Annotated in this window: 26 protein-coding genes and 1 tRNA gene; 13 read left to right on the top strand and 14 right to left on the bottom strand. The window is 40.3% G+C overall.

Annotated features, from left to right (window positions below; genetic code table 11):
• Nucleotides 1-9: 9 nt before the first annotated feature.
• Both ACZ5C4_RS02670 and ACZ5C4_RS02665 read left to right on the top strand, forming a co-directional pair.
• Nucleotides 10-552 (top strand): hypothetical protein, encoded by a 543-nt coding sequence (locus tag ACZ5C4_RS02670; protein ID WP_464519675.1) that lies wholly within the window; start codon nt 10-12, stop codon nt 550-552.
• Nucleotides 552-1,301: a metallophosphoesterase gene (locus ACZ5C4_RS02665; protein ID WP_464519674.1), complete on the top strand. Its 750-nt coding sequence runs from the start codon at nt 552-554 to the stop codon at nt 1,299-1,301. Before ACZ5C4_RS02670 ends, ACZ5C4_RS02665 begins: the two co-directional genes overlap by 1 nt.
• Before the next feature lie 98 nt (nt 1,302-1,399).
• Here the strand turns inward: ACZ5C4_RS02665 and ACZ5C4_RS02660 are convergent.
• The 3 genes from ACZ5C4_RS02660 to trmB all read right to left on the bottom strand — a co-directional run bounded on the left by ACZ5C4_RS02660 (nt 1,400) and on the right by trmB (nt 2,980).
• Nucleotides 1,400-1,472 (bottom strand) — tRNA-Lys (locus ACZ5C4_RS02660).
• 203 nt (nt 1,473-1,675) lie between these two features.
• Entirely contained in the window at nt 1,676-2,032 is a 357-nt protein-coding gene (locus tag ACZ5C4_RS02655) for a thioredoxin family protein (protein WP_464519673.1), read from the bottom strand.
• 297 nt (nt 2,033-2,329) lie between these two features.
• Nucleotides 2,330-2,980 (bottom strand): tRNA (guanosine(46)-N7)-methyltransferase TrmB, encoded by a 651-nt coding sequence (gene trmB, locus ACZ5C4_RS02650; protein WP_464519672.1) that lies wholly within the window; start codon nt 2,978-2,980, stop codon nt 2,330-2,332.
• Nucleotides 2,981-3,486: 506 nt separating this feature from the next.
• Between trmB and ACZ5C4_RS02645 the strand changes: the two genes are divergently transcribed.
• The 11 genes from ACZ5C4_RS02645 to ACZ5C4_RS02595 all read left to right on the top strand — a co-directional run bounded on the left by ACZ5C4_RS02645 (nt 3,487) and on the right by ACZ5C4_RS02595 (nt 12,797).
• Nucleotides 3,487-3,798, top strand: coding sequence for a hypothetical protein (locus ACZ5C4_RS02645; protein ID WP_186876284.1), 312 nt, complete (start codon nt 3,487-3,489; stop codon nt 3,796-3,798).
• 3 nt (nt 3,799-3,801) lie between these two features.
• Nucleotides 3,802-4,848 carry a V0D/AC39 family V-type ATPase subunit gene (locus tag ACZ5C4_RS02640; protein WP_464519671.1) on the top strand — a complete coding sequence of 349 codons (1,047 nt, stop codon included), beginning with the start codon at nt 3,802-3,804 and terminating at the stop codon, nt 4,846-4,848.
• On the top strand, nt 4,845-6,782 hold the full coding sequence (locus ACZ5C4_RS02635) for a V-type ATP synthase subunit I (RefSeq protein ID WP_464519670.1): 1,938 nt from the start codon (nt 4,845-4,847) through the stop codon (nt 6,780-6,782). The genes ACZ5C4_RS02640 and ACZ5C4_RS02635 overlap by 4 nt, the downstream gene beginning before the upstream one ends.
• 12 nt (nt 6,783-6,794) lie before the next feature.
• Nucleotides 6,795-7,226, top strand: coding sequence for an ATP synthase subunit C (locus tag ACZ5C4_RS02630; RefSeq protein WP_464519669.1), 432 nt, complete (start codon nt 6,795-6,797; stop codon nt 7,224-7,226).
• A gap of 1 nt (nt 7,227) precedes the next feature.
• Nucleotides 7,228-7,536, top strand: a complete 309-nt coding sequence (locus ACZ5C4_RS02625) for a V-type ATP synthase subunit F (RefSeq protein WP_059067527.1) — start codon at nt 7,228-7,230, stop codon at nt 7,534-7,536.
• A 61-nt stretch (nt 7,537-7,597) separates the two neighbouring features.
• Complete coding sequence (locus ACZ5C4_RS02620) at nt 7,598-8,185, top strand: V-type ATP synthase subunit E (RefSeq protein WP_464519668.1); 588 nt, start codon at nt 7,598-7,600, stop codon at nt 8,183-8,185.
• On the top strand, nt 8,178-9,944 hold the full coding sequence (locus ACZ5C4_RS02615; RefSeq protein ID WP_464519667.1) for a V-type ATP synthase subunit A: 1,767 nt from the start codon (nt 8,178-8,180) through the stop codon (nt 9,942-9,944). The genes ACZ5C4_RS02620 and ACZ5C4_RS02615 overlap by 8 nt, the downstream gene beginning before the upstream one ends.
• Before the next feature lie 19 nt (nt 9,945-9,963).
• Nucleotides 9,964-11,355, top strand: a complete 1,392-nt coding sequence (locus ACZ5C4_RS02610) for a V-type ATP synthase subunit B (RefSeq protein ID WP_464519666.1) — start codon at nt 9,964-9,966, stop codon at nt 11,353-11,355.
• A 70-nt stretch (nt 11,356-11,425) separates the two neighbouring features.
• Complete coding sequence (locus tag ACZ5C4_RS02605; protein ID WP_464519665.1) at nt 11,426-12,049, top strand: V-type ATP synthase subunit D; 624 nt, start codon at nt 11,426-11,428, stop codon at nt 12,047-12,049.
• A gap of 89 nt (nt 12,050-12,138) precedes the next feature.
• Nucleotides 12,139-12,387 (top strand): hypothetical protein, encoded by a 249-nt coding sequence (locus ACZ5C4_RS02600; protein ID WP_464519664.1) that lies wholly within the window; start codon nt 12,139-12,141, stop codon nt 12,385-12,387.
• 11 nt (nt 12,388-12,398) lie between these two features.
• On the top strand, nt 12,399-12,797 hold the full coding sequence (locus ACZ5C4_RS02595) for a hypothetical protein (protein ID WP_464519663.1): 399 nt from the start codon (nt 12,399-12,401) through the stop codon (nt 12,795-12,797).
• Nucleotides 12,798-13,121: 324 nt separating this feature from the next.
• On the opposite strand, the gene ACZ5C4_RS02590 is transcribed toward ACZ5C4_RS02595, so the two are convergent.
• The 11 genes from ACZ5C4_RS02590 to ACZ5C4_RS02540 all read right to left on the bottom strand — a co-directional run bounded on the left by ACZ5C4_RS02590 (nt 13,122) and on the right by ACZ5C4_RS02540 (nt 25,646).
• Nucleotides 13,122-14,087, bottom strand: a complete 966-nt coding sequence (locus ACZ5C4_RS02590) for a D-2-hydroxyacid dehydrogenase (protein WP_464519662.1) — start codon at nt 14,085-14,087, stop codon at nt 13,122-13,124.
• Complete coding sequence (locus tag ACZ5C4_RS02585) at nt 14,084-15,034, bottom strand: transketolase family protein (protein WP_464519661.1); 951 nt, start codon at nt 15,032-15,034, stop codon at nt 14,084-14,086. Before ACZ5C4_RS02585 ends, ACZ5C4_RS02590 begins: the two co-directional genes overlap by 4 nt.
• A gap of 5 nt (nt 15,035-15,039) precedes the next feature.
• Nucleotides 15,040-15,864, bottom strand: coding sequence for a transketolase (locus ACZ5C4_RS02580; RefSeq protein ID WP_464519660.1), 825 nt, complete (start codon nt 15,862-15,864; stop codon nt 15,040-15,042).
• 10 nt (nt 15,865-15,874) lie between these two features.
• Nucleotides 15,875-16,783: a hydroxymethylglutaryl-CoA lyase gene (locus ACZ5C4_RS02575; protein WP_464519659.1), complete on the bottom strand. Its 909-nt coding sequence runs from the start codon at nt 16,781-16,783 to the stop codon at nt 15,875-15,877.
• Nucleotides 16,784-16,799: 16 nt separating this feature from the next.
• Nucleotides 16,800-17,993, bottom strand: coding sequence for a CaiB/BaiF CoA transferase family protein (locus ACZ5C4_RS02570; RefSeq protein WP_464519658.1), 1,194 nt, complete (start codon nt 17,991-17,993; stop codon nt 16,800-16,802).
• A 234-nt stretch (nt 17,994-18,227) separates the two neighbouring features.
• A complete protein-coding gene (locus tag ACZ5C4_RS02565) occupies nt 18,228-19,757 on the bottom strand; it encodes a sodium:solute symporter family transporter (protein WP_464519657.1) in 1,530 nt (509 codons plus the stop codon).
• A 2-nt stretch (nt 19,758-19,759) separates the two neighbouring features.
• The gene (locus tag ACZ5C4_RS02560; protein ID WP_464519656.1) at nt 19,760-20,065 is read right to left on the bottom strand and encodes a hypothetical protein; all 306 of its coding nucleotides are present in this window, start codon (nt 20,063-20,065) and stop codon (nt 19,760-19,762) included.
• A 10-nt stretch (nt 20,066-20,075) separates the two neighbouring features.
• Complete coding sequence (locus tag ACZ5C4_RS02555; protein ID WP_464519655.1) at nt 20,076-20,915, bottom strand: alpha/beta fold hydrolase; 840 nt, start codon at nt 20,913-20,915, stop codon at nt 20,076-20,078.
• Nucleotides 20,916-21,136: 221 nt separating this feature from the next.
• Nucleotides 21,137-23,059, bottom strand: a complete 1,923-nt coding sequence (locus ACZ5C4_RS02550) for a sigma 54-interacting transcriptional regulator (RefSeq protein WP_464519654.1) — start codon at nt 23,057-23,059, stop codon at nt 21,137-21,139.
• Nucleotides 23,060-23,061: 2 nt separating this feature from the next.
• The gene (gene rpoN, locus ACZ5C4_RS02545; RefSeq protein WP_464519653.1) at nt 23,062-24,408 is read right to left on the bottom strand and encodes an RNA polymerase factor sigma-54; all 1,347 of its coding nucleotides are present in this window, start codon (nt 24,406-24,408) and stop codon (nt 23,062-23,064) included.
• Between the two features lie 290 nt (nt 24,409-24,698).
• Nucleotides 24,699-25,646: an aldo/keto reductase gene (locus ACZ5C4_RS02540; protein WP_464519652.1), complete on the bottom strand. Its 948-nt coding sequence runs from the start codon at nt 25,644-25,646 to the stop codon at nt 24,699-24,701.
• Nucleotides 25,647-25,668: the final 22 nt, after the last annotated feature.

The raw sequence follows: 25,668 nt of genomic DNA, 5'->3' as shown, positions 1-25,668 counted from the left end.
GGGAGCACAATGAAAAACTGCTTGAGCAAAGCACAGGTATATATCGCTGTCAACATTCCTCACGAAAGCCGAATATTTTCAAAATCACAAAACGAGAACATACAGATGGCTCTTCTCACCGCCTTACAAAGTACATTAAATCAGCTCGAGAAACGAGGGTATTTAGACTCGAATTGCAGTGGAAATCTCTCCGACCATCTAAAAAGAGAATACACATATACAAAGCATAAAGAAAAAACAAAAAAAGCTTTCGTCCAAGAAACTATTAATGTACTAAACAAATATGGTTGGCATGGGAAATCGGGCGTTCCAGCTTGGGCATGGAGTGATTTTCGAAAAATCCCAAAAGAAGAGTATGTGGACTATCTAGAAGTAGTACAAGAAATCTTACCTAGTGATTCTGCGCTATATAAACAACTGAAAGCTGATTTTGATTTGGGTTTAATTAATTCTAAGCAAGGAGTACGTTATCGCTATCTTTGTGAATTAATTGCCAGCATCACATATGTAAGCGCTTCTGGATATTATCGGAAAGAAGGTGAGGAAGAATAATGGTATTCATTACTGGAGATATTCATGGCAATCCGCAAAACCGATTTTCACTAGAAAATTTTCCTCAGCAAAATGAGCTGTGTAAAAAAGATTTAGTTATAATTCTTGGGGATTTCGGTTTAGTTTGGGATTACAAAGGAGAAAACACATACGAAAAGGAGAGGCTTGACTGGTTAGAACAAAAAACATTTACTACTTGCTTCGTCGATGGCAATCATGAAAATTTCGATAGACTAGTCAACTATCCAACAGAGATATGGAATGGCGGTAAGGTACATAAAATCCGTTCTAGTATAATCCACCTAATGCGTGGCCAAATATTTCAAATACAAGAAAAACGCTTTTTTACATTTGGAGGCGCGAGAAGCCACGATATCAGAGACGGAATTATTGAAGTAAATGACCCAAAGCTTCAGACATGGAAAAATAATCCTAACAAACTATTTCGTGTTAATAAAATTTCCTGGTGGAAACAAGAATTACCGTCGCAAGAGGAAATGAACGAAGCTTTAAATAATCTCCAGCAAACAAACAATAACGTCGATTTTATATTAACCCATTGTGGAGCAAGCAGCAGTGTAATGCTATTATCTCGGGGCTATTTCAAACCCGATATACTGACAGATTATTTGGAAGATATACGAAGCAATGTTAACTTTAAACGGTGGTTTTTTGGTCACTATCATATTGATACAACAATAAATGAACAAGAAACCGCTATCTTTGAAAAAATTTTAAGGATTATATAAACAGAAAGAGAGAGGTTATCTAATTCCCCTCCTTGAAAACATACAAAAAAACCACCGCCCCCGAAGCTCCAACGACTTCAAAAACAGTGATTTTCAAGTGCGCGATCAGGGGTTCGAACCCTGGACACCCTGATTAAGAGTCAGGTGCTCTACCAACTGAGCTAATCGCGCATTTCAATATTTTCTTGTTATTTCTGTAACGCAAGTGCTATTATATAACAGTTTTTTTAGGATTGCAAGAGATTTTTTCTATTTTCTTCCTCTTTTTTTACAATTTCACCCTAAATCTGCCGTCTATCTTTCATCTTACCCTATTTTGATGGAAACATACATATCTTGTGCCGGCAATCTTAAACACCGGCACAAAATTTTCTTCATTTGAAGTCCTCTATCATTTTTTTCAGCATACTCTTTCGTACAACTCCACTTGCCGCCGCGACAGGCTCACCTTCTACAAAAATAACAAATGTAGGAACCTCTGTCACTTCAAACTGCGCTGCAAGTGTTTCTGATTTGTCAATGTCGATCTGACAGACCTTTATAATCCCCTGGTATTCTTCTGCAAGCTGTGCCACCGTCTCCTGCATCATTGCACACTTTCCACACCAGGATGCATAAAATTCAACCAGAACAGGCAAATCGGAGGCAAGCACTTCCTGTCTATAAGTATCTTCTGTAACCAAAATCCGCCTGTTTTCTTTCTTTTGAGACCATGCATTCACTTTATTCACCTACATTTTCTTTCTTTTTCATCTCCATGGCAAAAACCGGTGTTTAAAATCCGGTACACCTCATCAAAAGAACATCTCAGGCACATCAGGCGCCTGTTTATCCCCGGCATACAATATAATCTCTCTCTTACACAGGTTTTCCAACTCTTTCTCCATCTCATAACATTCCTCCATTTTAAACGCCGGCAAATCCAAAGGTATGCCACTTTCTATTCCTTTTCTTCTCTCTTTATGCCGATACTGGGAATATATATTAGTATATGAACAAAGTCCGCAGATGTGAAATATTCTTCTATACTATTTTTTCACTGCAATCATCTTATTGATAGGATTTCCCTTAGAAGAGAATTTTTCTTCATATTCTGTCATTACATTTCCTCGGTTCAACTCTTCATTATGGTGAAGATCGTAAGTATAATGCTTCAATGCCCATCCTGCCTCTTTTACTTGTTCCAATGAAAAATTAAACAACTCTGTATTATCTGTTTTAAACTCTACAGCTCCTCCATCCGCCAGGATCTTTTCATAGCGCTCCAGAAATTCCCGAGAAGTAAGCCGTCTCTTCGCATGTCGTGCTTTCGGCCATGGATCTGAAAAATTCAGATAAATCTTTCCCACTTCCTTCGGGGCAAACACCTCTTCTACGTTCCTGGCATCCATGCAGACAAACCGGACATTTTCTAATTCCTGGAACTCTTCTGTATCAAACTTTTCGATTGCCCGCAGCAGGACACTGGAATATCTCTCAATCCCAATAAAATTCAGCGCGGAATGTTTGCGGGCCATTTCAAGAATAAATTGTCCTTTTCCCATACCGATTTCTATATAAATAGGATTTTCGTTTCCAAATATCTGCTTCCAATTTCCTCTCTGTGCCTCTGGTCTTTTTATAACAGCTCTGTGAAGCTGTATTACTCCTTCTGCTCTGGGTATATTACGCAGTCTCATATGATGCCTCCTTTTTTGTCAAAACTTCCCGCTTTTCTTCCATGCCTTAAAAACTATGTCCTAAGGCACACCATAACTTATTCCCTTCGGGACGGCAGGCTTCACCTGATAAGGTATACCCTAAAGGGCACACCGTAACTTATTCCCTTCGGGATGGCGGGCTTCGCCCGATAAGGTATACAAGCTTCCTGTCTGGGGAATACTACGCCTCGCATAAAACTCTGGAAAAATCTAAGTCGGATAGTCCTCCTTCCACATTCTCCCTATTCCGGCGTTACCTTTAACATAGCACAAGCCCCCACTTATGGTCAAAGGGGTTTTTATAGAAATTATCAGTTCAGCCCGCGCCATTCGTAAAACCGCACTGCGTGCTTATCGTGGCTGCCTCCACTGTATGTCTGAACTGATACCATTTTATAAAAATTGACAATTCCTTAACTTGCATTTTTCTAAAAAAGGTGTATGATAGAATAAATTAGTATTTTTTAACAAACAGGAGGGTTGTTATGGACTCTATTGTAAACAAATTGACGGAAATCGAAGATGCCGCTTCAGCGATTGTTCAACATGCGGAAGCCCAGAAAGAAATCCTTGACAAAGAATACGATGAAAAAAGAAGAGCCTTTGATACCCAATTAGAAAATAAAACGTTAAGCCAAATTGAGGCCATACGTGCCAAGTTAGAAGAAAATACGCGAAAGCTTCTGGAATCACAGAGTGGAGCTGGTAATTTGACAGTGGAAGCGCTGAAAAAAGAATACGAAGAGAATCATACGAAATACGCAAAAGAATTATTAAACCGGATTACCGAGGTGTAGCCTATGGGAAATATACTAGCTTACAGCGGTATCGTGACAAAAATACGTGCAATGGAAGCAAAGCTGTTAAAACCGGAACAATTTGAAGAAATCGCAAATCTAAGCAGCGTTCTGGAGGTTGTCTCTTACCTGAAAGAAAATTCATCTTATGCAGATGTCCTTGAGACACTGGAGGATGATAAACTGCACCGCGGTAATATTGAGAAAGTTCTGATTCAGTCGCTCTACCATGATTATACGAAGATTTACCGTTTCTGCGGACAGCAGCAGCGTCGTTTTTTAAAGCTTTATCTGAAACGTTATGAGATTGATTTAATCAATTACTGCCTGCGGATTGTAATCAATCACTATCGGCAGCCATTTGACTTACATTATAAGAAGGCTTTTTTCGACCGCTATTCTCAGATTTCCATTGAAAAACTGATCGGCTCGCATACGACCGGCGAATTGATTGAAAATCTAAAGGATACCGAGTATTATGAACCGTTGAAAAAGATACAAGAGTCGCAGCATCTGTCTTTATTTGACTACGAGCTGACTTTAGATCTGTATTATTTTTCTTCTTTATGGAAAGAACGGAAAAAAGTGCTGAAAAAAACAGACTTAGATCTATTTACACAGGACTGCGGCTCCAAAATTGATCTTTTGAATCTGCAGTATATATACCGCGCAAAGAAATATTACAACATGCAGCCGGCAGATATTTATTTGATGCTGATTCCCATTCATTATAAAGTTCACGTCGACCAGATAAAAGAACTGGTCGAGACGGCATCTTTGGAGGAATTTATGAATGTATTAGAAAAAACCTCCTATGCCCGTCATTATAACTTCCGGCAGAATCTAACGATCGAGCAGATGTACGCTGATTGTCTCCATCATCTTTATATAATAGACAGACGACGTAACCCCTACTCTATCGCTGCAATCAATACCTATCTCTTCTTAAAAGAAGAGGAACTCAAAAAGCTGACTACCGCTATGGAGTGTATCCGGTACAGCCTGTCTCCCGGCGAAACGTTGGCATACGTAGGAGGTAGAACACAATGATTGTAAAGATGAAATTTATTAATATATCCGGCCCGCGCAGTGACATTGATCGGGTGACAGATCTTTATCTTTCCCGATACGAAATCCAACTGGAATCTGCATTGTCTGAGCTCAAGACAGTGGATAACCTGCGCCCCTTTATAGAAATCAATCCATACCGTGACGCATTAAATAAAGCAGTACAATTTGTGGAGCTCCTTCCAAATGTCCAGGATATTGTTCCTGACACATCCCTGGGGCTCAACGACATGTTTGAAATCGTCAGAAAAGCGAACGAAGATTACATGTCTCTTGAGGAGAAGAAGGAAAAATTAAAAAAGAAAACCGAACAGCTTCGTGCAAAGCAGCAAGTCATCGCACCTTTCCGTCCTTTGGACTGTGATTTACATCACGTCTTAAATTACCGGTTCATCAATTACCGGTTTGGGCGAATTGCTGTGGAATATTATCACAAAATGCTCAAATATCTGATGGAAGATCTGGGCGCTATCTTCGTAGAAGGAGAACGCGATGAAAGCTATGTGTACGGGGCTTATTTTGTTTCTCCCGGGGAAGTACAGAAGGTAGACGCAGTATTTCGTTCTCTGCATTTTGAACGGATTGAATTAAAGGACGAATTTGAGGGTACTCCTTCTTATGCCTATCAGGCTTTAGACAGCGAGATTGCAAGAATTCATATAGAAATCGAAGATTTGGACAAAGCTGCCGGAGAAATGCTCTCTGATCGTGCGCCGCAGCTTGTCGCCGCCAAAAACCGTTTAGAAGAACTTTCTAATAACTTTGATGTCCGCAAGCTTGCTGCCCGCGTAGAAGACAAAAAAGAGGATTACTATATTCTCTGCGGCTGGATGGCGGAAGATGACGTAGAAAAATTTTTAGCTGAAATCAAAGAGGACGATCGGGTATTCGTCGTAGTGGAGGACGACCACGATACCTTTTTCGGGGAACCACCTACAAAGCTGGAGAACCCCAAGCTTTTCAAGCCTTTTGAAATGTTTATCCAGATGTACGGACTTCCTGCTTCTAACGAAATGGATCCGACTGTATTTGTAGGCCTGACGTATTCGTTTATTTTCGGCGTTATGTTCGGAGATGTGGGACAGGGACTTTTGCTTTTTATTGGCGGAGGGCTGATCTTTCATTTTAAAAAGGCTCCTCTTGCCGGAATTATCGCAACTGCCGGAATCTTTTCCACCATTTTCGGCTTCCTCTTCGGGAGTATTTTTGGTTTTGAAAATGTCCTACCGGCTCTGTGGCTGCGTCCCATTGACCATATGACGACACTGCCGTTTTTAGGAAAGCTGAACACTGTATTTATCATTGCTGTTGCCTTTGGTATGGGAATCATTCTTCTCGCTATGATTCTTCATATTATCAACGCACTGAAAAGCCGCGATATAGAAGGCGCCTGGTTTGACGCCAACGGTGTTGCCGGATTCATTTTCTATGCCTCCGCCATCGTCTCCATTGTACTGTTTATGACCGGCAATTCTCTTCCTGCCGGATTTGTCATGGCTGTCATGTTCGGGGTGCCGCTGCTTTTGATTTTCTTTAAAAAACCGCTGACCAGGCTTATTCAAAAGCGCGCTGACAAGATGGAAGAGAGCAAGGCAATGTTCATTGTGGAAGGATTCTTTGAATTATTTGAGACCTTATTAAGTTATTTTTCCAACACCATCTCTTTCATCCGTATCGGCGCCTTCGCCGTCAGCCACGCAGCCATCATGGAGGTTGTGCTGATGCTCGCCGGTGCAGAGGAGGGAAATCCAAACTGGATTGTCATTGTACTGGGAAACCTGTTTGTATGCGGATTGGAAGGACTAATCGTAGGTATCCAGGTACTGCGTCTAGAATATTATGAAATGTTCAGCCGCTTTTATAAAGGCACTGGCAGAGCATTTCAGCCATATACAAAAAAGACAAACAAAAAATAGGAGGATTATACTATGACTTTAGCAACGAAAATTATCTTCATCATCGCTTTGATTTTAAGCATTATCATCCCATTTGGCTACTATCTGATCGGAGAAAAGAATAAAAAGCGTTATAAACGTACGCTCGGCGTCAATGCTTTCTTTTTCTTCGGTGCGTTTGCCCTCGCCTCCATTATGATGTTAAGTCCAGATGTACAGGCGGCGGGAAGTGTCACTTCAGATTCTGGTTTTGCAACAGGAATGGGCTATATCGCAGCCGCATTGGTTACCGGTTTATCCTGTATCGGCGGCGGTATTGCCGTTGCCAGCGCAGCGAGTGCGGCATTGGGAGCAATCAGCGAAGACTCTTCTGTTCTGGGTAAATCTTTAATTTTCGTAGGACTTGCAGAAGGTGTCTGCCTCTACGGGCTGATTATCTCTTTTATGATCCTGGGGAACCTATAATATGAAAATGTATTTAATCAGTGATAATGTCGATACCTATACGGGCATGAGACTTGCAGGGGTAGACGGTGTTGTTGTACATGAACGCGAGGAGCTTCGCAAAGCGCTTGAAGATGTGCTGGCAGACAAAACGGTAGGCATTGTGCTTCTAACCGAAAAATTCGGCCGCGAATTTCCTGACATCATTGACACATTCCGTCTGGAACGCAAAAATCCCCTTCTTGTCGAAATCCCCGACAGGCACGGAACCGGACGAAAAAAAGACTTTATCACGTCTTATATTACTGAAGCAATCGGACTTAAATTGTAAATATATAAAGAAGGACATCTGAAATGAAAAAACGTGCTGAATGGAAAAGGAGGAATTTTGTTTGACTCTGGAAGAAAAAATCGCACATTTACAGACTACATCGATGGAACAGGCGAGAAGCGAAGGAAATGCCATCATCGATTCCTACAAAGAAGCACTGGAAAAAGTATTGGCAGATCATAAAGAGGAGGCGATCCGCCAGTCCCAGACCCGCATCAAGGCTGAGACGACAAATGCCAGACAGCAGCTAAACCAGGCAATGGCAAAATCACAGCTGGAAATAAAACGACAGTACGGAAAAGTACAGTTGGAATTAAAAGATAAAATATTTGAAGAAACCAAAAGCCTGCTTGATGACTATATGAAAACCGAAAGCTATCTGGATTACCTTATAAACTGCATCCATCATGCCAAACATTTTGCCGGAGAGGATCCGGTTGTGATTTATATCAATCCTTCTGATGAAACGAAGCGTTCTGATTTGGAGGATGCCACCGGTATTCACTTGACAATCAGCGCTGAGGACTTTATCGGAGGGGTACGCGCTGTTATTCGTGCGCGAAATATCCTCATTGATAATTCCTTCAAGACAAAGCTTCGCAATGAATATGACTCATTTTTGTTTTTAGGAGGTGACGGAGTTGCTTAAAACTGGAACAATTTACGGAATTAATGGCCCTGTCATCTATCTGAAGGGCAATACGGGCTTTCGTATGTCTGAAATGGTCTATGTCGGAAAGCAGAAGCTTGTAGGTGAGGTCATTGCGCTCGATAAAGACAGAACAACCATTCAGGTCTATGAAGAGACAACGGGCTTAAAGCCTGGTGAAGAGGTGATTGCCAGCGGAAATGCTGTTTCTGTCACACTGGCGCCCGGAATTCTCAATAATATCTTCGACGGGATTGAACGGCCTTTAGAGCGTATTTCCGAATCTGCGGGTGCGTTTATCACTCGCGGCGTAAGCGTAGATTCATTGGATAAATCTAAAAAATGGCAGACGCACATCACAGTGAAGGAAGGGCAATATCTGCACAGCGGTGATATTATTGCAGAAGTTCCCGAAACCCACGCCATTCTCCACAAGTGTATGGTTCCTCCAAATATAGAAGGTACTGTTCTTTCTGTCGCTTCGGACGGGGAGTATACGATCGAAGAAACACTTGTAACGCTGGAATTAAACGACGGTTCTCAAAAAGAACTTTCTATGACACAGTACTGGCCTATCCGTACAGCGCGTCCGACCCATCATCGTTTTCCAGCCTCTGTTCCGCTTATCACCGGACAGAGAATTATTGATACAATGTTTCCCATCGCCAAAGGGGGCACAGCCGCCATTCCCGGCGGATTCGGTACAGGAAAAACCATGACCCAGCACCAAATTGCCAAATGGGCAGATGCCGACATCATTATTTATATCGGCTGCGGCGAACGTGGAAATGAAATGACGCAGGTATTGGAAGAATTTGGAGAGCTTACAGATCCCCGCACCGGAAATCCTCTGATGGACAGGACTACATTGATCGCCAACACCTCCAATATGCCGGTTGCCGCCCGCGAAGCAAGCATCTACACCGGCCTTACCCTCGCCGAATACTACCGCGATATGGGATATGACGTTGCTATCATGGCAGATTCCACTTCCCGCTGGGCGGAAGCTTTGCGCGAGCTCTCCGGACGTCTGGAGGAGATGCCCGCGGAGGAAGGATTCCCCGCTTACCTTGCCTCCCGTCTCTCTGCCTTCTATGAGAGGGCAGGCATGATGCACAACTTAAATGGAACAGACGGTTCTGTGACAATTATCGGCGCCGTTTCGCCGCAGGGCGGTGATTTTTCTGAGCCTGTAACACAGAACACAAAACGTTTTGTCCGTTGTTTCTGGGGACTGGATAAAAGCCTTGCCTACTCCAGACATTTTCCTGCAATTCACTGGCTCACCAGTTACAGTGAATATCTGAATGATTTAAGCCACTGGTATCAGGATAACGTCTCTCCTAAATTTGTAGATTACCGCAACCGCCTTATGGCACTTTTAAATCAGGAGAGCAGTCTGCTGGAAATTGTAAAATTGATCGGAAGCGACGTACTTCCTGATGATCAAAAACTGGTGTTGGAAATCGCCCGGGTCATCCGACTCGGTTTCCTGCAGCAAAATGCTTTCCACAAAGACGATACCTGTGTCTCTATGGAAAAACAATATCTGATGATGGAAACAATCTTATATCTGTACAACCAGGCACGTGCTCTCGTCACAATGGGGCATCCTATGTCTGTACTAAAAGCAGAAAACATTTTCGACAAGGTTATCGCTATCAAGTACGACGTACCAAATGACAGACCAGAGTTGTTTGCCGGATACCATCGGGATATTGACGCTTTTTATCAACGTGTCCTGGAAAAAAATGCATAAGAAGGGAGGAATCCGACACATGTCAATCGAATATTTAGGCTTAAGCAGCATCAATGGTCCTCTCATCGCCCTGGAAGGCATACAGGATGCTTTCTTTGATGAAATCGTTGAATTTATTGTGGACGGTACAGAACGCAAAATTGGACGTATAGTAGAGGTGTACGAGGATCGCGCTGTGATACAGGTATTTGAAGGCTCTGAAAATATGTCTCTGAAAAATACGCACACACGACTTACCGGACATCCAATGGAAATCGCGCTCTCTCCGGATATGCTGGGGCGTACTTTCAATGGAATCGGACAGCCTATTGACGATTTAGGCCCGATTATCTCCACACTGAAACGGGACGTCAACGGTCTTCCCTTGAATCCGGTAAAACGAGAATATCCAAGAAATTATATTCACACAGGCATCTCTGCTATCGACGGACTGACTACCCTGATACGCGGACAGAAGCTCCCCATTTTCTCAGGGAATGGCCTGCCCCACGACCAGCTCGCGGCACAGATTGTAAAACAGGCCTCCCTCGGCGAAAACTCTGAGGAACAGTTCGCCATTGTATTTGCCGCTATGGGAGTAAAACATGACGTCGCTGACTTCTTCCGCCATACGTTTGAAGAAAGCGGCGTGGCAGACCACGTTGCCATGTTTTTAAACCTTGCCAATGACCCGGTAGTCGAACGTCTGATTACACCGAAGGTAGCCTTGACTGTAGCAGAATACCTGGCCTTTGAACAAAATATGCATATCCTCGTTATCCTGACGGATATGACTTCTTTTGCAGAAGCGATGCGGGAGGTTTCTTCCTCTAAAGGAGAGATTCCAAGCCGAAAAGGATTTCCCGGTTATCTGTACAGTGAGCTTGCCACTATCTATGAACGTGCCGGCATTGTAGAAGGCGTAAAGGGTTCGGTAACACAGCTTCCCATCCTCACAATGCCCAATGATGACATTACACATCCGATTCCTGACCTGACAGGATATATCACAGAAGGACAGATTGTTTTAGACAGACCCCTGCATGGGCAGTCCATCTATCCGCCCATCAATATCCTGCCCTCTCTTTCCCGCCTGATGAAGGACGGTATCGGGGAAGGATATACAAGAGAGGATCATCAGGACTTGGCAAACCAGCTTTTCTCCGCCTATGCCAAAGTAGGAGACGCGCGAAACCTGGCTTCCGTTATCGGTGAGGATGAGCTTTCGCCCATTGACAAAAAATACTTGGAATTTGGAATAGATTTTGAGCAAAATTATATCGGGCAGGGTCCCGAAGAAAACCGCAGCATGGAAGAAACCCTGGATCTGGGGTGGAAGCTGCTCGGTCGTCTGCCAAGAGAAGAGTTGGATCGAGTAGATACAAAGATTCTGGATAAATATTATCACCCGACAGAAGAGGAAGAGGAATAAAACTCTTCCTTTCAACAGGGTATAGCATATCTGTTTTGAAGGCTGATATATTTTTGAAAGGAGGAGTCGCATGGATCCGCGTACCTTTCCTACAAAAGGAAATCTCATGCTGGCAAAAAATTCCCTGGCACTTGCAAAGCAAGGGTATGATCTGATGGATAAAAAGCGAAATATTCTTATCCGAGAACTTATGAATTTGATCGATGAAGCGCGCAATATACAAGATGAAATCGATCATACCTTTACCTATGCCTACCGGTGCCTACAGAGGGCAAATATTGAGCATGGAATCAATATGGTGGATCAGCTTGCCTACACAGTGCCCATTGAGAACTCCATCACCATTCAGACAAGAAGCATTATGGGTACCGAAATTCCCCATGTGAAATATATTCCGGACGACGGTACGCCGACTTACTCTTTCGGCACCACACACGAGTCCATTGATACCGCACGAGAGGCATTCCGCAAGGTAAAAGACTTAACAGTCAAGCTCTCTATGGTGGAAAATGCAGCGTATCGTCTCGCTTCGAATATCAAAAAGACACAAAAACGGGCGAATGCACTGCAAAACATCACTATTCCCATGTATTCACAGCTGGTATATAGCATTACCAACGCACTGGAAGAAAAAGAGAGGGAGGAGTTTACAAGGCTGAAAGTAATAAAGAGGATGAAGATGAAGAAGGGGTAAAAATGTTTACCAAATTAAAAGTTCGCTATTATTTATGGAAATTAAAACGTAAAAAGACGAATATATAAACCGTAGCTGTTAGATTATCTGTGTCTAATGATAAAGTAGCAGAAGAATACAACAAATATATCGATCCCTTTAAAAAAACAAATTATGGTTCGTTAATAGCAATATGTATATCCTTAGGTTCACTCCTTATCGCCATATATTCTGTATATGAATTAAAGCAAGAAAGAGAGCTTAGATATAAACCGGATCTCAGAGTATATGAAAACACCATCTCTCTATATTGGGATAATGACGGAATTCCAATCAAAAGAGAAGATGATTATACTTAGAAGGCAGTAACATGGATGTTTCTATTCTTAAAGAAGAAAATGTTTTTGAAGTCGATTATGCAGGTCGTAGAATTGCACGTACACGTATTGATCCTGTAGATTTAGAGAGTTATATTTCGCAAAATATGAAAAAACAGATAATGATACCTTCTATTTATTTAGAATTATTATCTGGTTATTGTTATGAAAAGCTTCCTCTATCGGAGGATATTGAGTATAACAATCCGTTAACTATGCAGGACTTTCCACAAATAATTCTGTCTATCTCTTATAAAGATATACAGGGACAGGAAATAAAGAAAAATATAGAAATTGGATTTGATCCTATCATATATGAAAAAAATATAGAAGGGAATGGAAATTGCCATTTGCGTATTAGAAGTCTAAATGAATATCTTGTAGAATACTAAAGAGAAAATTTATGTTTGTTCCAATCTTTAGCATACTCTTTAATAATTGCTTTTTCAAAATCATAATTTATCTTTTCACATTATAAATCCCCGACAGCCAAACTAAAGCCTTTCTCCCTGTAGTTTTCTGTCGGGGTACGATTAAACCATTTTCTTATTTTTCTAACTTTTACACCGCGGTTTCAATTAAATTCTGCAGATATGATTATAGCAGATTCCGTTTTTTCTGAAAGGTGACACCAAATCTTTGCTTTGCATAATTACCCGGCAGAGTAAAACAAATCTATTGAAACGTCAAAATGTATGTATCTCTCTTCCTAGTTTTTATCTATTTACTACATTTACCGGCATTCCTTCTAAAAATCCTTTCAGATTCTCTACCGCTGTCTTCATCAGCCTCTGTCTGCTTTCTTTTGCACCCCACGACATATGTGGAGTAAGAATACAATTCTTAGCTTTTAATAAGGGATTTTCCTTTTTTATAGGCTCTGTAGACACAACATCTAAACCTGCCGCATATATTTTTCCGCTATTTAAAGCCTCCGCTAAATCCTGCTCAACTATCAACGCTCCTCTAGAGTTATTTAGTATAATGACTCCATCTTTCATCTTTTCAATATTCTTTTTGCAAATAATTCCCTCCTTTGAAGCAAATAATGGACAGTGAAGCGTGATCACATCCGCCTTTTTAAACACTTCATCTTTGGATACATATTCTGCAATCTCCCTGCCTCTGTCATTTGGATATTCATCATTTGCAATTACTTCCATCCCTAAGGCCCTGGCAATACGTCCTGTCGTCTGCCCAATTTTTCCAAAGCCTATAATTCCCATTGTTTTTCCTGCCAGTTCAACCAGGGGATAATCCCAGAAGCACCAGTCCTTGTTTGTTTCCCACGCTCCTTCGTGCACCGCTTTATCATGGTGCCCGATCCGATGGCATATTTCCAGTAAAAGTGCAATTGCAAACTGTCCTACAGCATTTGTCCCATAAGTTGGAATGTTCGTCACAACGATTCCTCTTTCCTTTGCTGCAAGAATATCTACCACGTTATATCCAGTCGCAAGTACCCCTACATATTTTATATTCTCACACGAACTAAATATATTTTTTGACAGCGGTGTTTTATTCGTAAATACGACTTCTGCGTCCTGAATTCTCTGGATAATCTCTTTTTCATCATCTAAGGAGGTTCTGTCATACACCGTCAACTCTCCATATTGTTCTAATTCTTCCCAGCTTAAATCTCCTGGATTCAACGTATATCCGTCCAATACTACTATTTTCATCCTTGTTCCCCTTTCTTTAACAGGTTCCTTGCCTCTTTATAAATCCGTTCTGCAGTCAGTCCATATTTTTCCATCAGTTCTTCCGGCTTCCCCGATTCTCCAAAGCTGTCTTCCACGCCGATTATTTTCATAGGAACCGGATAATTCCGAATCAAAAACTCTGCTATTGCGCTGCCCATCCCTCCGGCTGCCTGATGTTCTTCCGCCGTAAGAACACATCCTGTTTTTTTCGTTGCTTCCAAAATAGCTTCTGTATCTAACGGCTTCACCGTATGTACATTCACAACCATCAAATCAATTCCTTCTTTTTCCAAAGACTCTGCTGCTTTTAATCCTTCCTGTACCATCGCTCCATTTGCAAAAAGAACGATATCCTTCCCTTCTCTCATTATATTCGCTTTACCCAGTATAAATGGACTTTCTTTTTTCGTGACAACTGGAACCGCCTCACGTTCAAAACGGATAAAACATGGCCCTTCCTGTTCTGCAATCGCCAATGTCGCTTTCTCTGTCTCATACGCGTCACAAGGTACTACAACTGTCATATCTGGCAATACACGCATCAATGCTATATCCTCCAGCGATTGATGCGTTGCGCCGTCTGCTCCTACAGAAATACCTGCATGGGCTCCCGCTAGTTTCACATTGAGATGATTATAGCATATCGTTGTTCGGATCTGATCCCACGCTCTGCCTGCTAAAAACACGCCATACGTCGTCGCAAATGGGAGCATACCGCCTAATGCCAACCCTGCGGCTGTTCCCACCATATCTTGTTCAGCAATTCCCATATCAATAAACTTCTCTGGATACTGTTCGCGTATCCATACTGTACGGGTAGATTTCGCCACATCCGCATCCATAACAATTAAGTTTTTCTTTTCTTCTGCCAGCTTTAACAATGCCCTTCCATACCCATCCCGCATGGGAATTTTTTCTTTTTCCATCCGCTTTATACCTCCCCTCTCCTGATTTCTGAAATAGCCCGTTTGTACTGCTCATTATCTGGCGCGTTTCCATGCCAGTTACAATCATTTTCCATAAAGGAAACCCCTTTTCCTTTTACAGTATTTGCAATGATTACCGTTGACTTTTCTTTTTGCATCTGTGCGCTTTGATATGCCAAAAGTACTTCCCCTATATCGTGTCCATTGATTTCCAACACATTCCATCCAAAATCAGCCCATTTCTCCGTCAGATCACCCAGATTTTTAATTTCCTCCAAGTTTCCATCTAATTGAATATGATTGTAATCCACAATCGCGCACAAGTTATCCAATCTATGCTGCGCTGCTGTCATAACCGCTTCCCATATCTGTCCTTCTTGTAATTCTCCGTCTCCCATCAGACAATATATCCTGTTCCCCTTTTTCTGCATTTTGCAGGACAACGCAATCCCGTTTGCAATAGAAAGACCCTGCCCCAATGAACCTCCAGAGCAATCCAGCCCCGGTGTACGCGACATATGTGGATGTCCCTGAAGAATACTCCCCATTTTCCGCAGCGTTTTCAGCTCTTCAACAGGAAAAAAACCTTTTCGTGCCAACACACTATATAGTACAGGGGCAACATGGCCTTTAGAAAGGATAAAGTAATCTCTTTCTTCCCATTTCGGATTCTTGGGGTCTATTTTTAAAATTCCTCCAAAGTAAAGCCCTGCCAACAATTCTACCGCTGACAGCGACCCGCCAGGATGCCCAGAACCAGCATTATATATCATCTCTATAATGTCTGTACGGACTATACGGCACACTTCTTCCAATTCATCTCTATTCATATCTGCTCCTTTACTCCTGCGTTATCACACATGGTTTTTCCGGTATATTTATCTGGTGCCCACTAAAATTTCCATCAATTTTGGCTTTTACATATTTTGCTGTCTTCAGTAATTTAGCAAAATTAATTCCTGTCTCATACCCACACTGTTCCAACATATATACTAGGTCCTCACTGGAAGTGTTCCCTGTAGCTCCCGGCGCAAAAGGGCATCCTCCAAGTCCTCCTACTGCTGCCTGAATGCTGTCTGCTCCATTTTGTAATGCAATATAACTGTTTAATATTCCCATATTTCTTGTATCGTGAATATGTACATGGAACTTATCTTCAGGGAAATTTTTCTTCATCGCACAAAAAACTCTTTCTACCAAAGTCGGATATGCCATACCTACTGTATCACACAAGGTAAACGAATGAATTCCCAGTTCTCTTATGTTTCCTACCAATTCTATCAATGCTTCAACTGACATTTCTCCTTCAAACGGGCATCCAAACACTGTTGCAATATCCTGTGTTATTTTCATATCCGGCAGTTCTTCCCGTATTTTCTTAATCTCTTCTAGTGATTGTTCTCTAGTTCTTTTTACATTTGCCATATTATGAGATTCACTTAAAGAAATTACTGGTGTGATCTCTTTAAGCCCTGCTTTCGCCGCGGCTTTTGCCCCATAGAGGTTTGGTACAAGAGCAAAAAATTCTACTCCTTTATATCTCTCTAAAACCGTCTCCGCTATCACTGCACTATCCCGCATTTGCGGAATCGCTTTCGGACTTACAAAAGAGCCCATCTGTATCTTTTTATATCCTGCCTCTACAAGTCCGTCTATAATCTTCAGTTTCGTTTCTGTAGGGATAAATGTTTTGACACTCTGAAACCCATCCCGCGGCCCTATTTCCACAATTTTTACTTTCTTCGCCATATTCAATTCTTCCTTTCTAAAAAATTCCCTCTGCTTTCATACCTTCATATTCTTCCTCGGCAATCCCCAGCTCTTTTTTTAAAATCTCTTCTGTGTGTTGTCCCAACAGAGGCGCCGGTGTATCAATCTTTATTTTATTATTTGTGAATTTCAACTGATTTCCTGTAACCTTCATCTTTCCTGCCACCGGATGTTCCAAATCCACAAACATTTCCCGTGCCACTGCAATATGCGGATCCCGCGCTACTCTGTCGATTGTATTGACAGGACTTGCCGGAATCCCCGCCGCAAGCAGCTCCTCCACGATGTCATCAATATTTTTGTCTTTTGTCCAGCGTTCTATAATCTCTTTTAACGGCGCGTGATTTCTCACCCTATCGACATTCGTTGCAAACTTTTCATCCTGAAGCTCCGGCATTTTCAGTTTTTCTTTTAAAATGTTATACAGTTTGTCATTACCACATGCAATGATGACCATACCATCTTTCGCATGAAAGGAATCATAAGGATAGATTGCCTCATACCGATTTCCAATTCTGCTCGGTACTCGTCCGGTACATAGATAAATCATATTGATAATTTCAAGAGAAGACACCATAGAATCTACGAGGGAGACATCGACTTTATCTCCCACTCCTGTTTTCAGGCGGTTTACATAGGCTGCCAAAACACCAATACAGCAGCTCGCTCCTCCCATCACATCAGAAATTGCAGTTCCTGTACGTGTAGGAGGCGTATCTGGCCATCCAGTTGTACTCATTAGTCCACTCATAGCCTGCCCGATAATGTCATACCCTGCGCGCTGTGAATATGGCCCATAATGTCCAAACCCTGACACTGCTCCATATACAATGGCCGGATTAATTTTTCGGAGTTCTTCATACCCCAATCCTAATTTTTCCATTACGCCAGGCCGGTAATTCTCCAATACAATATCTGATCTCTCTATCAACTTTCGAAATATCATTTTTCCTTTTTCACTTTTTAAATTCAGTGTCATTCCCCGTTTATTCCGATTCAAGTTCATAAAATATGCACTTTCCCCATGAACAATCGGAGCATTTCTTCGGGCATCATCTCCCCTGCCTGGCATTTCAATCTTAATTACATCTGCACCCATATCTGCAAGCATCATCCCACAATAGGGACCCGCAAGTACCCGCGTTAAGTCCAACACTTTTACTCCACTTAAAAGACCTGTTTGTTTCATTTTATTTACCTTCTTTCTATATGTTTTTATAATATATATCTAGCAATTCTTTTTCTCTTTCGTGCCAATTCAAATTAAAACAACTATTTTACATATAATTTTCTTACTATTTTGTTTATAGTTTTAAAAAAGCCTTCTTAAATACTGTACAAATCAAAAAATGAAGCGGATCCGAAGATTGACCTCTTCTGGATCCGCTATATTGTTTCATAATGTTTTAATTCGTCTCATATTTCACTTTATAGCAGAAATATCTGCCTTTGCATACTGTTCATTATAATTTTTTCCAAACCACACTTCAAAAACTCCTCTTTTTACCTTCGGCGTCATTGGACTTACTAACACCATCAAAATGCCGGATACTGCAAATGCCAGTAAAATAGGATGAATAGGTGCCGACATCACCGTTGCTATAATATAAACAACTGTGCCTGCTATTGTACCCACTATTGCCGCTGCCGGTGTTGCCTTCTTCCAGTATAACCCAAGGAATAATGGGAAGAAAAAGCCGGCTGCCAACCCGCCAATCGCAAAATTTACAATCACCTGTAAGTAATCACTAGGGAACATCGCCATTATAATTGCAATCACTGCTGCTATAACTGTAAAAATAAGATTCCCTTTATTTTCCTTCTCTTCTGAAATATTTGGATTAATCAATGTTTTATACAAGTCCTTCACAATGGTAGATGCAATAATAATTAGGAAAGCTGCTACAGTGGACTGAATCGCTGCTACTGCACCTGCTATTACAATACCACCCATTACCGGAGGCAACAGAGTAGATAACAACATTGGAATTACATAATCTCCCTCGCTTACATTCGGATTGACCGCATACGCCAGCGGGCCCACGCCAGACATTGTAAACTGAATAATTGTATAACCAATAATGCCCACAATAATCGCATTTTTCAGTGTCTTTGTATTGTTATAGGTAAATGTTCCCATCAATGCATGGGGAAGGGGAATTAAGGCAAAGCTTTGTATACATGCCGTACCAATAAAAATCAACGGTGCATATGTACTCGCATCCAACAATAACGGATTGGTTTCTTCTACAAATTCCATAGCTGACTGTATACTTCCAAATTTATCAAACAGTTCTCCGCCTGTTGCAACAAAAATAGCAATCACTGAGAAAATCATAATCGCTCCTTGTACAACTGCAATTTTAGAAATAGATTTAATTCCTCCTGTCAGCGTATAGAGCAATGTAATCAGAGCAAACAATAACACGCCAACCCTGTAATTTCCGTTTCCCGTTACTACTGAAAATAGTTTCCCTCCTCCAATAAACTGACTTCCTGCATAGGGGAGAAGGAATACTATGAAAGTCAGCCCTAAAAACGTCGAAAAAACCTTGGATTGGTATCTATGTCTAAATAATTGCAGTACAGTCTGAGCGCCTGTTCTTCTTCCCATAATAGACATCTTTTTTCCAACACTTCCCAAAGATAGGAAAATATTAATAAAACTACAAAAGACACACAGCGACCAGATAAAGCCTGTGCCATAGCTTAATCCCGGCCCACCTACCATGCCGCCGCTGGACATAATATTTGTTACCATAATCAACCCGACTGATAAAGCTCCCAGATTTCCTCCTCCCGTCAGGAAACCTGCTACTTTTTGAGAAGTATTCTCTCTCCTGCCTGCATATTTAACATAAAGCCCCAGCCCCATAATGATTATTGTATAAATAAAAAATACAATAATGATCATTCTTTGGTGTCCTGTTGATACTGTAAAACCTAAATCCATATTTATACCTCCTCATCATCTGCAACTGCATCCAATTTATGATTCTTAATTACTGTTTTTGCAATAATAATCGAAACAAGCGATATACATAAATAAAATAGCGCCGTCACTCCATACCACATCGGTACTCCTGCAAACCATTTTCCATTACCATTTAATGTATAAATCAAAATAGTAGGAATAATAATCTGTATTGCCCCAATGAGAAGTACAATCCACATTTCTTTTTTGCACCTTATAAACCTTTTGTCATCCACAATATCATTCACATCATATTCTCTGCTCTCTAAATCACGTTCACTATTCATTTTCTTCCTCCTATACTGGATATTTTTCTATAAAATCAAGTACAATTTTGTTAAATCTTTCTGGCTGAAAATAGAAAAAGAAATGACCTGAATTCCCTATTTTTACCAATTCATATGAAGTTCTGCATTTGCTTACATAATAATCCATTGCCAATTCACCCTTTACAGCTGGAGATGTACTCCCTATAAAAAGTATAGGAATCATAACAGCCGGAATATACTCTGTAAAATCTCTTCCTAAGAAATCCGTGTATATACTGTATGCTATATAAGGTGGTGTTTTCATAATTTCTTTTTGTATCCATTCTTTATCTTCCTGGCAAGTTCCTTCTACTACCATTCCCTCCACCATTGCATATGCATCAGCCTCGTGATCTTCCAGCATATGGATCAGTCTGTCATTTGCTTTATCCATATTATAATTTCTATTGCCATGTTGATTCCATTCCTCTTCTGAAAATGGATATAACGTGGAATCCAAAATTCCCATACGTCTCACATAACCATAACCCGCATATTTTCTCCAATACATGAGTGCTACTTGTCCGCCCATAGACCATCCTAAAAGGGTAACATCACATAAATGCAGATATTCTATAAGCTCTTTCACGTCTTTTGCCATTCTTGATATGGTAATGTCCTTCAAGGTTTTTGAACTGGATCCATGTCCTCTGAGATCTAATAATACTAACCGATTATCTTGGCTCAACCCTGCTATATTCCTTTTAAACACCTGACTGCTACAGCAAAAACCATGCAGTAAGAGTATTGGCTTGCCCTCACCATAATCCTCATAGTATAAAATCGTCCCATCACTTGTCTCAAAAAAATTTTGTTTTGAAAAAATCATATTTTTCACTCCCTTCCTTAATAAATTTGTTTACTTTTATTTATTAGCAATTTATTTTTTATATCGTGCCAATACTTGATTTTTCGATATAAAATTTCTTTTCTTCTTATAAATTCAATATTTTAAGTAAAAAAAATTTATCAGTTTACTTATTTATCATCAAATAAACTAATAAATTTTCTTTTCATTACAACAAATGTTTAATTTTGTTTTATATTGTTTCACCTAAATTCGATTCCATACTTTTTTATTTTTCTCCAAAGAGTGCTCCTACTTATTCCCATTGCTTCCGCAGTTTTTCCAATTTCTAAATTTTGTTTTTTTAGTTCTGTAAGAATATGATTTTTTTCCCATTCATCTAATCTTTCTGTCGCATCTTCTTTATTTTCTTGAAAATATAAATATGAAGAAATGTATGCTTCTACAAAATCCTGCTCCTCGCCTTGTGAAAGTAATACATAAATCCGTTCCATTAAATTTCCCAGTTCTCTGACATTCCCAGGCCAATTATATTGTTCCAGTTTATTGAGTATCCTCCTAATAAATTTCTGTTCCTCATCTGAAACGTTTCCACTACATTGTTCATATAAGTGAAATCCAATTTCACATATATCTTCTCTTCGTTCCTTTAAAGCAGGAATCTTAATGTTCAAAACATTCAGCCGATAGTATAAGTCTTCCCTGAATTTTCCTTTACTAATTTCTTTATGCAGGTTTCTATTTGTAGCCGTAATCACTCGAATATTTACTGGTGTTACCCTGTCGCTTCCAATTCTTCTTATTTCTTTTTCTTGCAAAACACGCAGCAGTTGTACCTGTGTTTCTAACGGCATCTCACCAATTTCATCCAAAAAAATTGTCCCTCTATGAGCCATCTCAAAAAGACCGATTTTTCCCCCCTTACTTGCTCCTGTAAAGGCGCCTTCAACATATCCGAACAATTCTGCTTCCAGCAGATTTCTGGGGAATGCTCCGCAGTTCACCGCCACAAAAGGCCCTTCTGCCCTTCTGCTTGCGTTATGTATACTTTGTGCAAATAGCTCTTTTCCCGTTCCTGTTTCTCCCTGCAGAAGAATGGTTGCATCTGATTTTGCAAACTTTTTGGCAAGATTCACATTATCCCTCATTAATTTTGACTCTCCTATAATATCCGTAAAATGATATTTTGCAATCAATCCTCTTTGATGCAGCTTAACACGAATTCTTTGCTCATTATCCTGTATCGCTTTAACATCTTGAAATGTAGCAATTACTCCTTCAATTTTTCCATCCACTACGATCGGCATTCTATTAGCAGAAACCAACACCCCATTTAAGCTCATTAACTGGTTAAGCTTTTTTTCTCCTGTGTGAAAAACCTCCATCAATCGTGTATCTTGTACAGCTTCTTTTTCAACCATCTCTGTTTCTTTTAAATTTTGCGTCCCCCGCTTCAATATTTTTTTTGCTTCATCATTAATAACATCAATCTCACCTTCTCTATTTACCGCAATAATAGCATCATGTGTATGATTAAAAATTAGCTGATACCTCTCCATCTTTAATTTTAGTTGTTTTTGCTTTTCCTTTTCCTTTTTCTTCACCTGTAAAAGCTGCTCTGCCATCTCTATTGCTCTTAGCAACGACTCCTCCGAATTTTCAACTACCAAATGTCGGAGTCCTTTATCATGTGCTATTTTCTCCGTATCTGCTCCGCCAATTCCTAACTGTGCTCCCCCTTTTACCGCTTCTTCTACAATATGGTAACAGTCAGATAAATTTGTAAAGGAGTAAAACTCTGCTTCTATCTTTAACATATGGCATATCACCTTTACATCCTCTCTTATTTTTCCATACGAAAAAAAGGCTGTCTTTCCTGAGATCGCTGCTGCTTCTTCTATTACAGGCATATAATCGGCAAGTGTCAATCCTATGTCAATTACCTGGTCAGGAAATTTCTTTTCTATTATTTTCTTTGTTCCCCTGCGGCTTATAATTACTTGTGCCCCCTGGTTCAGCAGCCTTTCAGATAATTCTATTGCATTTCCAATAGACCCTTGATATACATGCACTTTCTTTTTATATTTCCGGATAATCTTATCACTTTTTTTCATAAGTTCTTCTGTAGGAGCAATCAAACAAATCTCTGGTATCTCTGTTCTCATTTTCAATTCTTCCTCCTCTCTGATGCTTTTTTAATCCCATATGCCTCCCTGTATTTTGTTACAGTTCGTCTCGCTATCTGGATTCCCTCTTCCGCTAATCTCTCAGATATTCTCTGATCAGATAATGGAGCTTTTTTATCTTCTTTCGAGATCAATATTTTAATCTTATCAACTATCATCTTGTCCTTCTCTGGTGTTTCGCGTTTTTCTTTTGAAAGAGGAAACAGTGCCTTCAAAGAAATAACCCCTCTGGGCGTTTCTATATATTTTCCTTTTACAGCCCTTGTAACCGTGGACGGATGCATTCCCAACTCCTTTGCTATCTGTTTCATTGTCAGAATCTGTTTTGGTCCTCTGTCTATTAAAAACCTTTCCTGATGAATCAGTACGTATAAAACTACCTTTTTCAGAGTCTCCTCCCTTTGCTCCACAGCTTTAATCATCTGCTTTGCCCTTTTTATCTTTTCTTCCAGATAAATTTTTATTTCTTCGTCTTTTGCATTCTTTGCCAGATTCATATATAACTGATTTAGATGAATATCTTTTGATGTGTTTCCACAAATTGTAATTTCCCATTTCCCATGATTCCATACCGCTTTTATATCTGGAATAATATAAATCGTTTCAGATTCTCCAAAGCCTTTTGATGGTCTTGGATTTAAAGTTTGGATATATCGGATATAATATCTGACTTTTTCTGTCGATATATGCAGTGCTCTGGAAATCGTGCTGATTTTCCCCTCTGCTATCTCTTTCATGTAGCTATGAATTATTCTCTCCAATAATGGATCTTCTATTTTTTGTCTTTGGACTTGAATGAGAAGGCAATCTGATAAATCAAATGCTCCCACTCCTACCGGTTCCATTTCGCGAATAGTGTCTATCGCCTGAATAATTTCATCTTCTCCATATCCCGGAATCTTTTTCAGAATATTGATTGGTTCTGAAAAAAAGCCGGTTTCTTTATCTATACATTCAATCAAAGTCTCTAATAACTGACAATACTCTTTTTTTCTGTCTTTGGAATAGATTTGTGATTTTAAATAATCCGTCAGGCTTTCATTGTTTTGTACTGAGATCGAGGAATAAGGACTATTTTCTCTTTTCTCCTCTTGTATCGGATAGTCTTCCTCTTCATACTCATTATTTTGCATTCGTTCTATCGTCTCTTCACTCTGCCTAGAACTTCCGTCCTCCAATTCCAGCATAGGATTTTCCATCCGTTCATTTTCAATAAATATGGATAATTCTTGACCGTTCATTTCCAACACACTTAAGTTTTGTATTTGGAGTGGAGACAATCTTAATGTCTGAATATTTTTTTGCTCCATCCCTTGTCCAAGTTCCATTTGCAGTTCTCCTCGTCTTTGGTTATAATTTCATCGTTTCTTCTTACTTAGCAATACACATTGTAAACTTCATTCTATTATTCTTAAGTGGAAAAATATATTGTAAAAATCGTATTTTTGAATAATTATAACATAAAGAGACCGTTCCGTGCAGATTCAAGACTTTGAAAAAGCCTGAATTTCACAGTACGATCTCTTTCTCAAGAATCAATAGTCAAAAGTCGGTATTACCCAACAGAGCAAATCAAATCATTCATACAATTGAAACACCTTGTTTAATATGTACGCCCTTATAAATATTCTTCTATTGCTTTATCAATCACGGCCATCTCTTCCTCTGAAAGACTCCATTCAAACCCTCTGCAATTTTCATTTGCCTCATGCTCATTACGGACACCACAGAGAGCCGTCTGAACAAAGTCCTTCTGTGCATTCCAGTTTACTGCCACTTGTGCAACCGGCGCATTATGACCTGCCGCTATCTCATCCAGTACTTTCAACAGCTTCATTACTTTTGAGAATTTAGGCTCTTTAAAGAAATCATAGAATGTCAGTCTCCAGTCGTTTTCGTCAAACTTAGGCAGTTCTCTTATCGCTCCGGTCAGGATTCCTGCCCCCAAAGAACCATACGTCATATTTGCAATGTTCTGGCTGTAACACCACCTCATCAGTTCTTCTTCTGAACGGTTTACCATAGAGTATGGAGGTTCAGAAGCTGATATTATGCCATATTTTTCTGCCTCTTTTATCTGTTCGATACTAAAATTAGAAACGCCCAGATAACGCACCTTTCCTGCTTTCACCAGTTCATTCATAGCGCCCATTGTTTCTTCAATCGGTGCATTATGTTCAATATCCGGCCAATGAATCAGCAGCAAATCTATGTAATCTGTCTGTAAGTTCTTTAATGATTCATCACAAAGACGCAGAATCGTCTCCCGCCTTCCATCTTTGATTGCCGGCGTCTGAGGATCCGGCTGATATAAAGCCGTCTTTGTTGTTAAAAATATCTGTTCTCTTCTGCCTTTTAACGCTTCTCCTACAATCCTCTCTGATTCTCCACAATTATAACACGGTGCAGTATCAATACTGTTTACCCCATTATCAAACATAGCGTGAATTGCTTTAATACAATCTGCTTTATTTACTGCTCCCCAACCAGCTCCTCCGATTGCCCAGGTTCCCACAGTCAGGGCCGATATTTTCTCTCCTGTTTTCCCAAATTCTTTAAATCTCATAAATTCATACACTCCTTTCTTC

The sequence above is a fragment of the Mediterraneibacter flintii genome, from assembly GCF_055387595.1.
The sequence above is the reverse complement of the archived record's forward strand: the minus strand, read 5'-3'. Positions and strand labels throughout refer to the sequence as shown.

Coding starts and splice junctions, on each gene's coding strand:
- ACZ5C4_RS02670 (WP_464519675.1), top strand. CDS start 10: ATGAAAAACTGCTTGAGCAAAGCACAGGTATATATCGCTGTCAACATT.
- ACZ5C4_RS02665 (WP_464519674.1), top strand. CDS start 552: ATGGTATTCATTACTGGAGATATTCATGGCAATCCGCAAAACCGATTT.
- trmB (WP_464519672.1), bottom strand. CDS start 2,980: ATGAGACTGCGTAATATACCCAGAGCAGAAGGAGTAATACAGCTTCAC.
- ACZ5C4_RS02645 (WP_186876284.1), top strand. CDS start 3,487: ATGGACTCTATTGTAAACAAATTGACGGAAATCGAAGATGCCGCTTCA.
- ACZ5C4_RS02640 (WP_464519671.1), top strand. CDS start 3,802: ATGGGAAATATACTAGCTTACAGCGGTATCGTGACAAAAATACGTGCA.
- ACZ5C4_RS02635 (WP_464519670.1), top strand. CDS start 4,845: ATGATTGTAAAGATGAAATTTATTAATATATCCGGCCCGCGCAGTGAC.
- ACZ5C4_RS02630 (WP_464519669.1), top strand. CDS start 6,795: ATGACTTTAGCAACGAAAATTATCTTCATCATCGCTTTGATTTTAAGC.
- ACZ5C4_RS02625 (WP_059067527.1), top strand. CDS start 7,228: ATGAAAATGTATTTAATCAGTGATAATGTCGATACCTATACGGGCATG.
- ACZ5C4_RS02610 (WP_464519666.1), top strand. CDS start 9,964: ATGTCAATCGAATATTTAGGCTTAAGCAGCATCAATGGTCCTCTCATC.
- ACZ5C4_RS02605 (WP_464519665.1), top strand. CDS start 11,426: ATGGATCCGCGTACCTTTCCTACAAAAGGAAATCTCATGCTGGCAAAA.
- ACZ5C4_RS02595 (WP_464519663.1), top strand. CDS start 12,399: ATGGATGTTTCTATTCTTAAAGAAGAAAATGTTTTTGAAGTCGATTAT.
- ACZ5C4_RS02590 (WP_464519662.1), bottom strand. CDS start 14,087: ATGAAAATAGTAGTATTGGACGGATATACGTTGAATCCAGGAGATTTA.
- ACZ5C4_RS02585 (WP_464519661.1), bottom strand. CDS start 15,034: ATGGAAAAAGAAAAAATTCCCATGCGGGATGGGTATGGAAGGGCATTG.
- ACZ5C4_RS02580 (WP_464519660.1), bottom strand. CDS start 15,864: ATGAATAGAGATGAATTGGAAGAAGTGTGCCGTATAGTCCGTACAGAC.
- ACZ5C4_RS02575 (WP_464519659.1), bottom strand. CDS start 16,783: ATGGCGAAGAAAGTAAAAATTGTGGAAATAGGGCCGCGGGATGGGTTT.
- ACZ5C4_RS02570 (WP_464519658.1), bottom strand. CDS start 17,993: ATGAAACAAACAGGTCTTTTAAGTGGAGTAAAAGTGTTGGACTTAACG.
- ACZ5C4_RS02565 (WP_464519657.1), bottom strand. CDS start 19,757: ATGGATTTAGGTTTTACAGTATCAACAGGACACCAAAGAATGATCATT.
- ACZ5C4_RS02560 (WP_464519656.1), bottom strand. CDS start 20,065: ATGAATAGTGAACGTGATTTAGAGAGCAGAGAATATGATGTGAATGAT.
- ACZ5C4_RS02555 (WP_464519655.1), bottom strand. CDS start 20,915: ATGATTTTTTCAAAACAAAATTTTTTTGAGACAAGTGATGGGACGATT.
- ACZ5C4_RS02550 (WP_464519654.1), bottom strand. CDS start 23,059: ATGAGAACAGAGATACCAGAGATTTGTTTGATTGCTCCTACAGAAGAA.
- rpoN (WP_464519653.1), bottom strand. CDS start 24,408: ATGGAACTTGGACAAGGGATGGAGCAAAAAAATATTCAGACATTAAGA.
- ACZ5C4_RS02540 (WP_464519652.1), bottom strand. CDS start 25,646: ATGAGATTTAAAGAATTTGGGAAAACAGGAGAGAAAATATCGGCCCTG.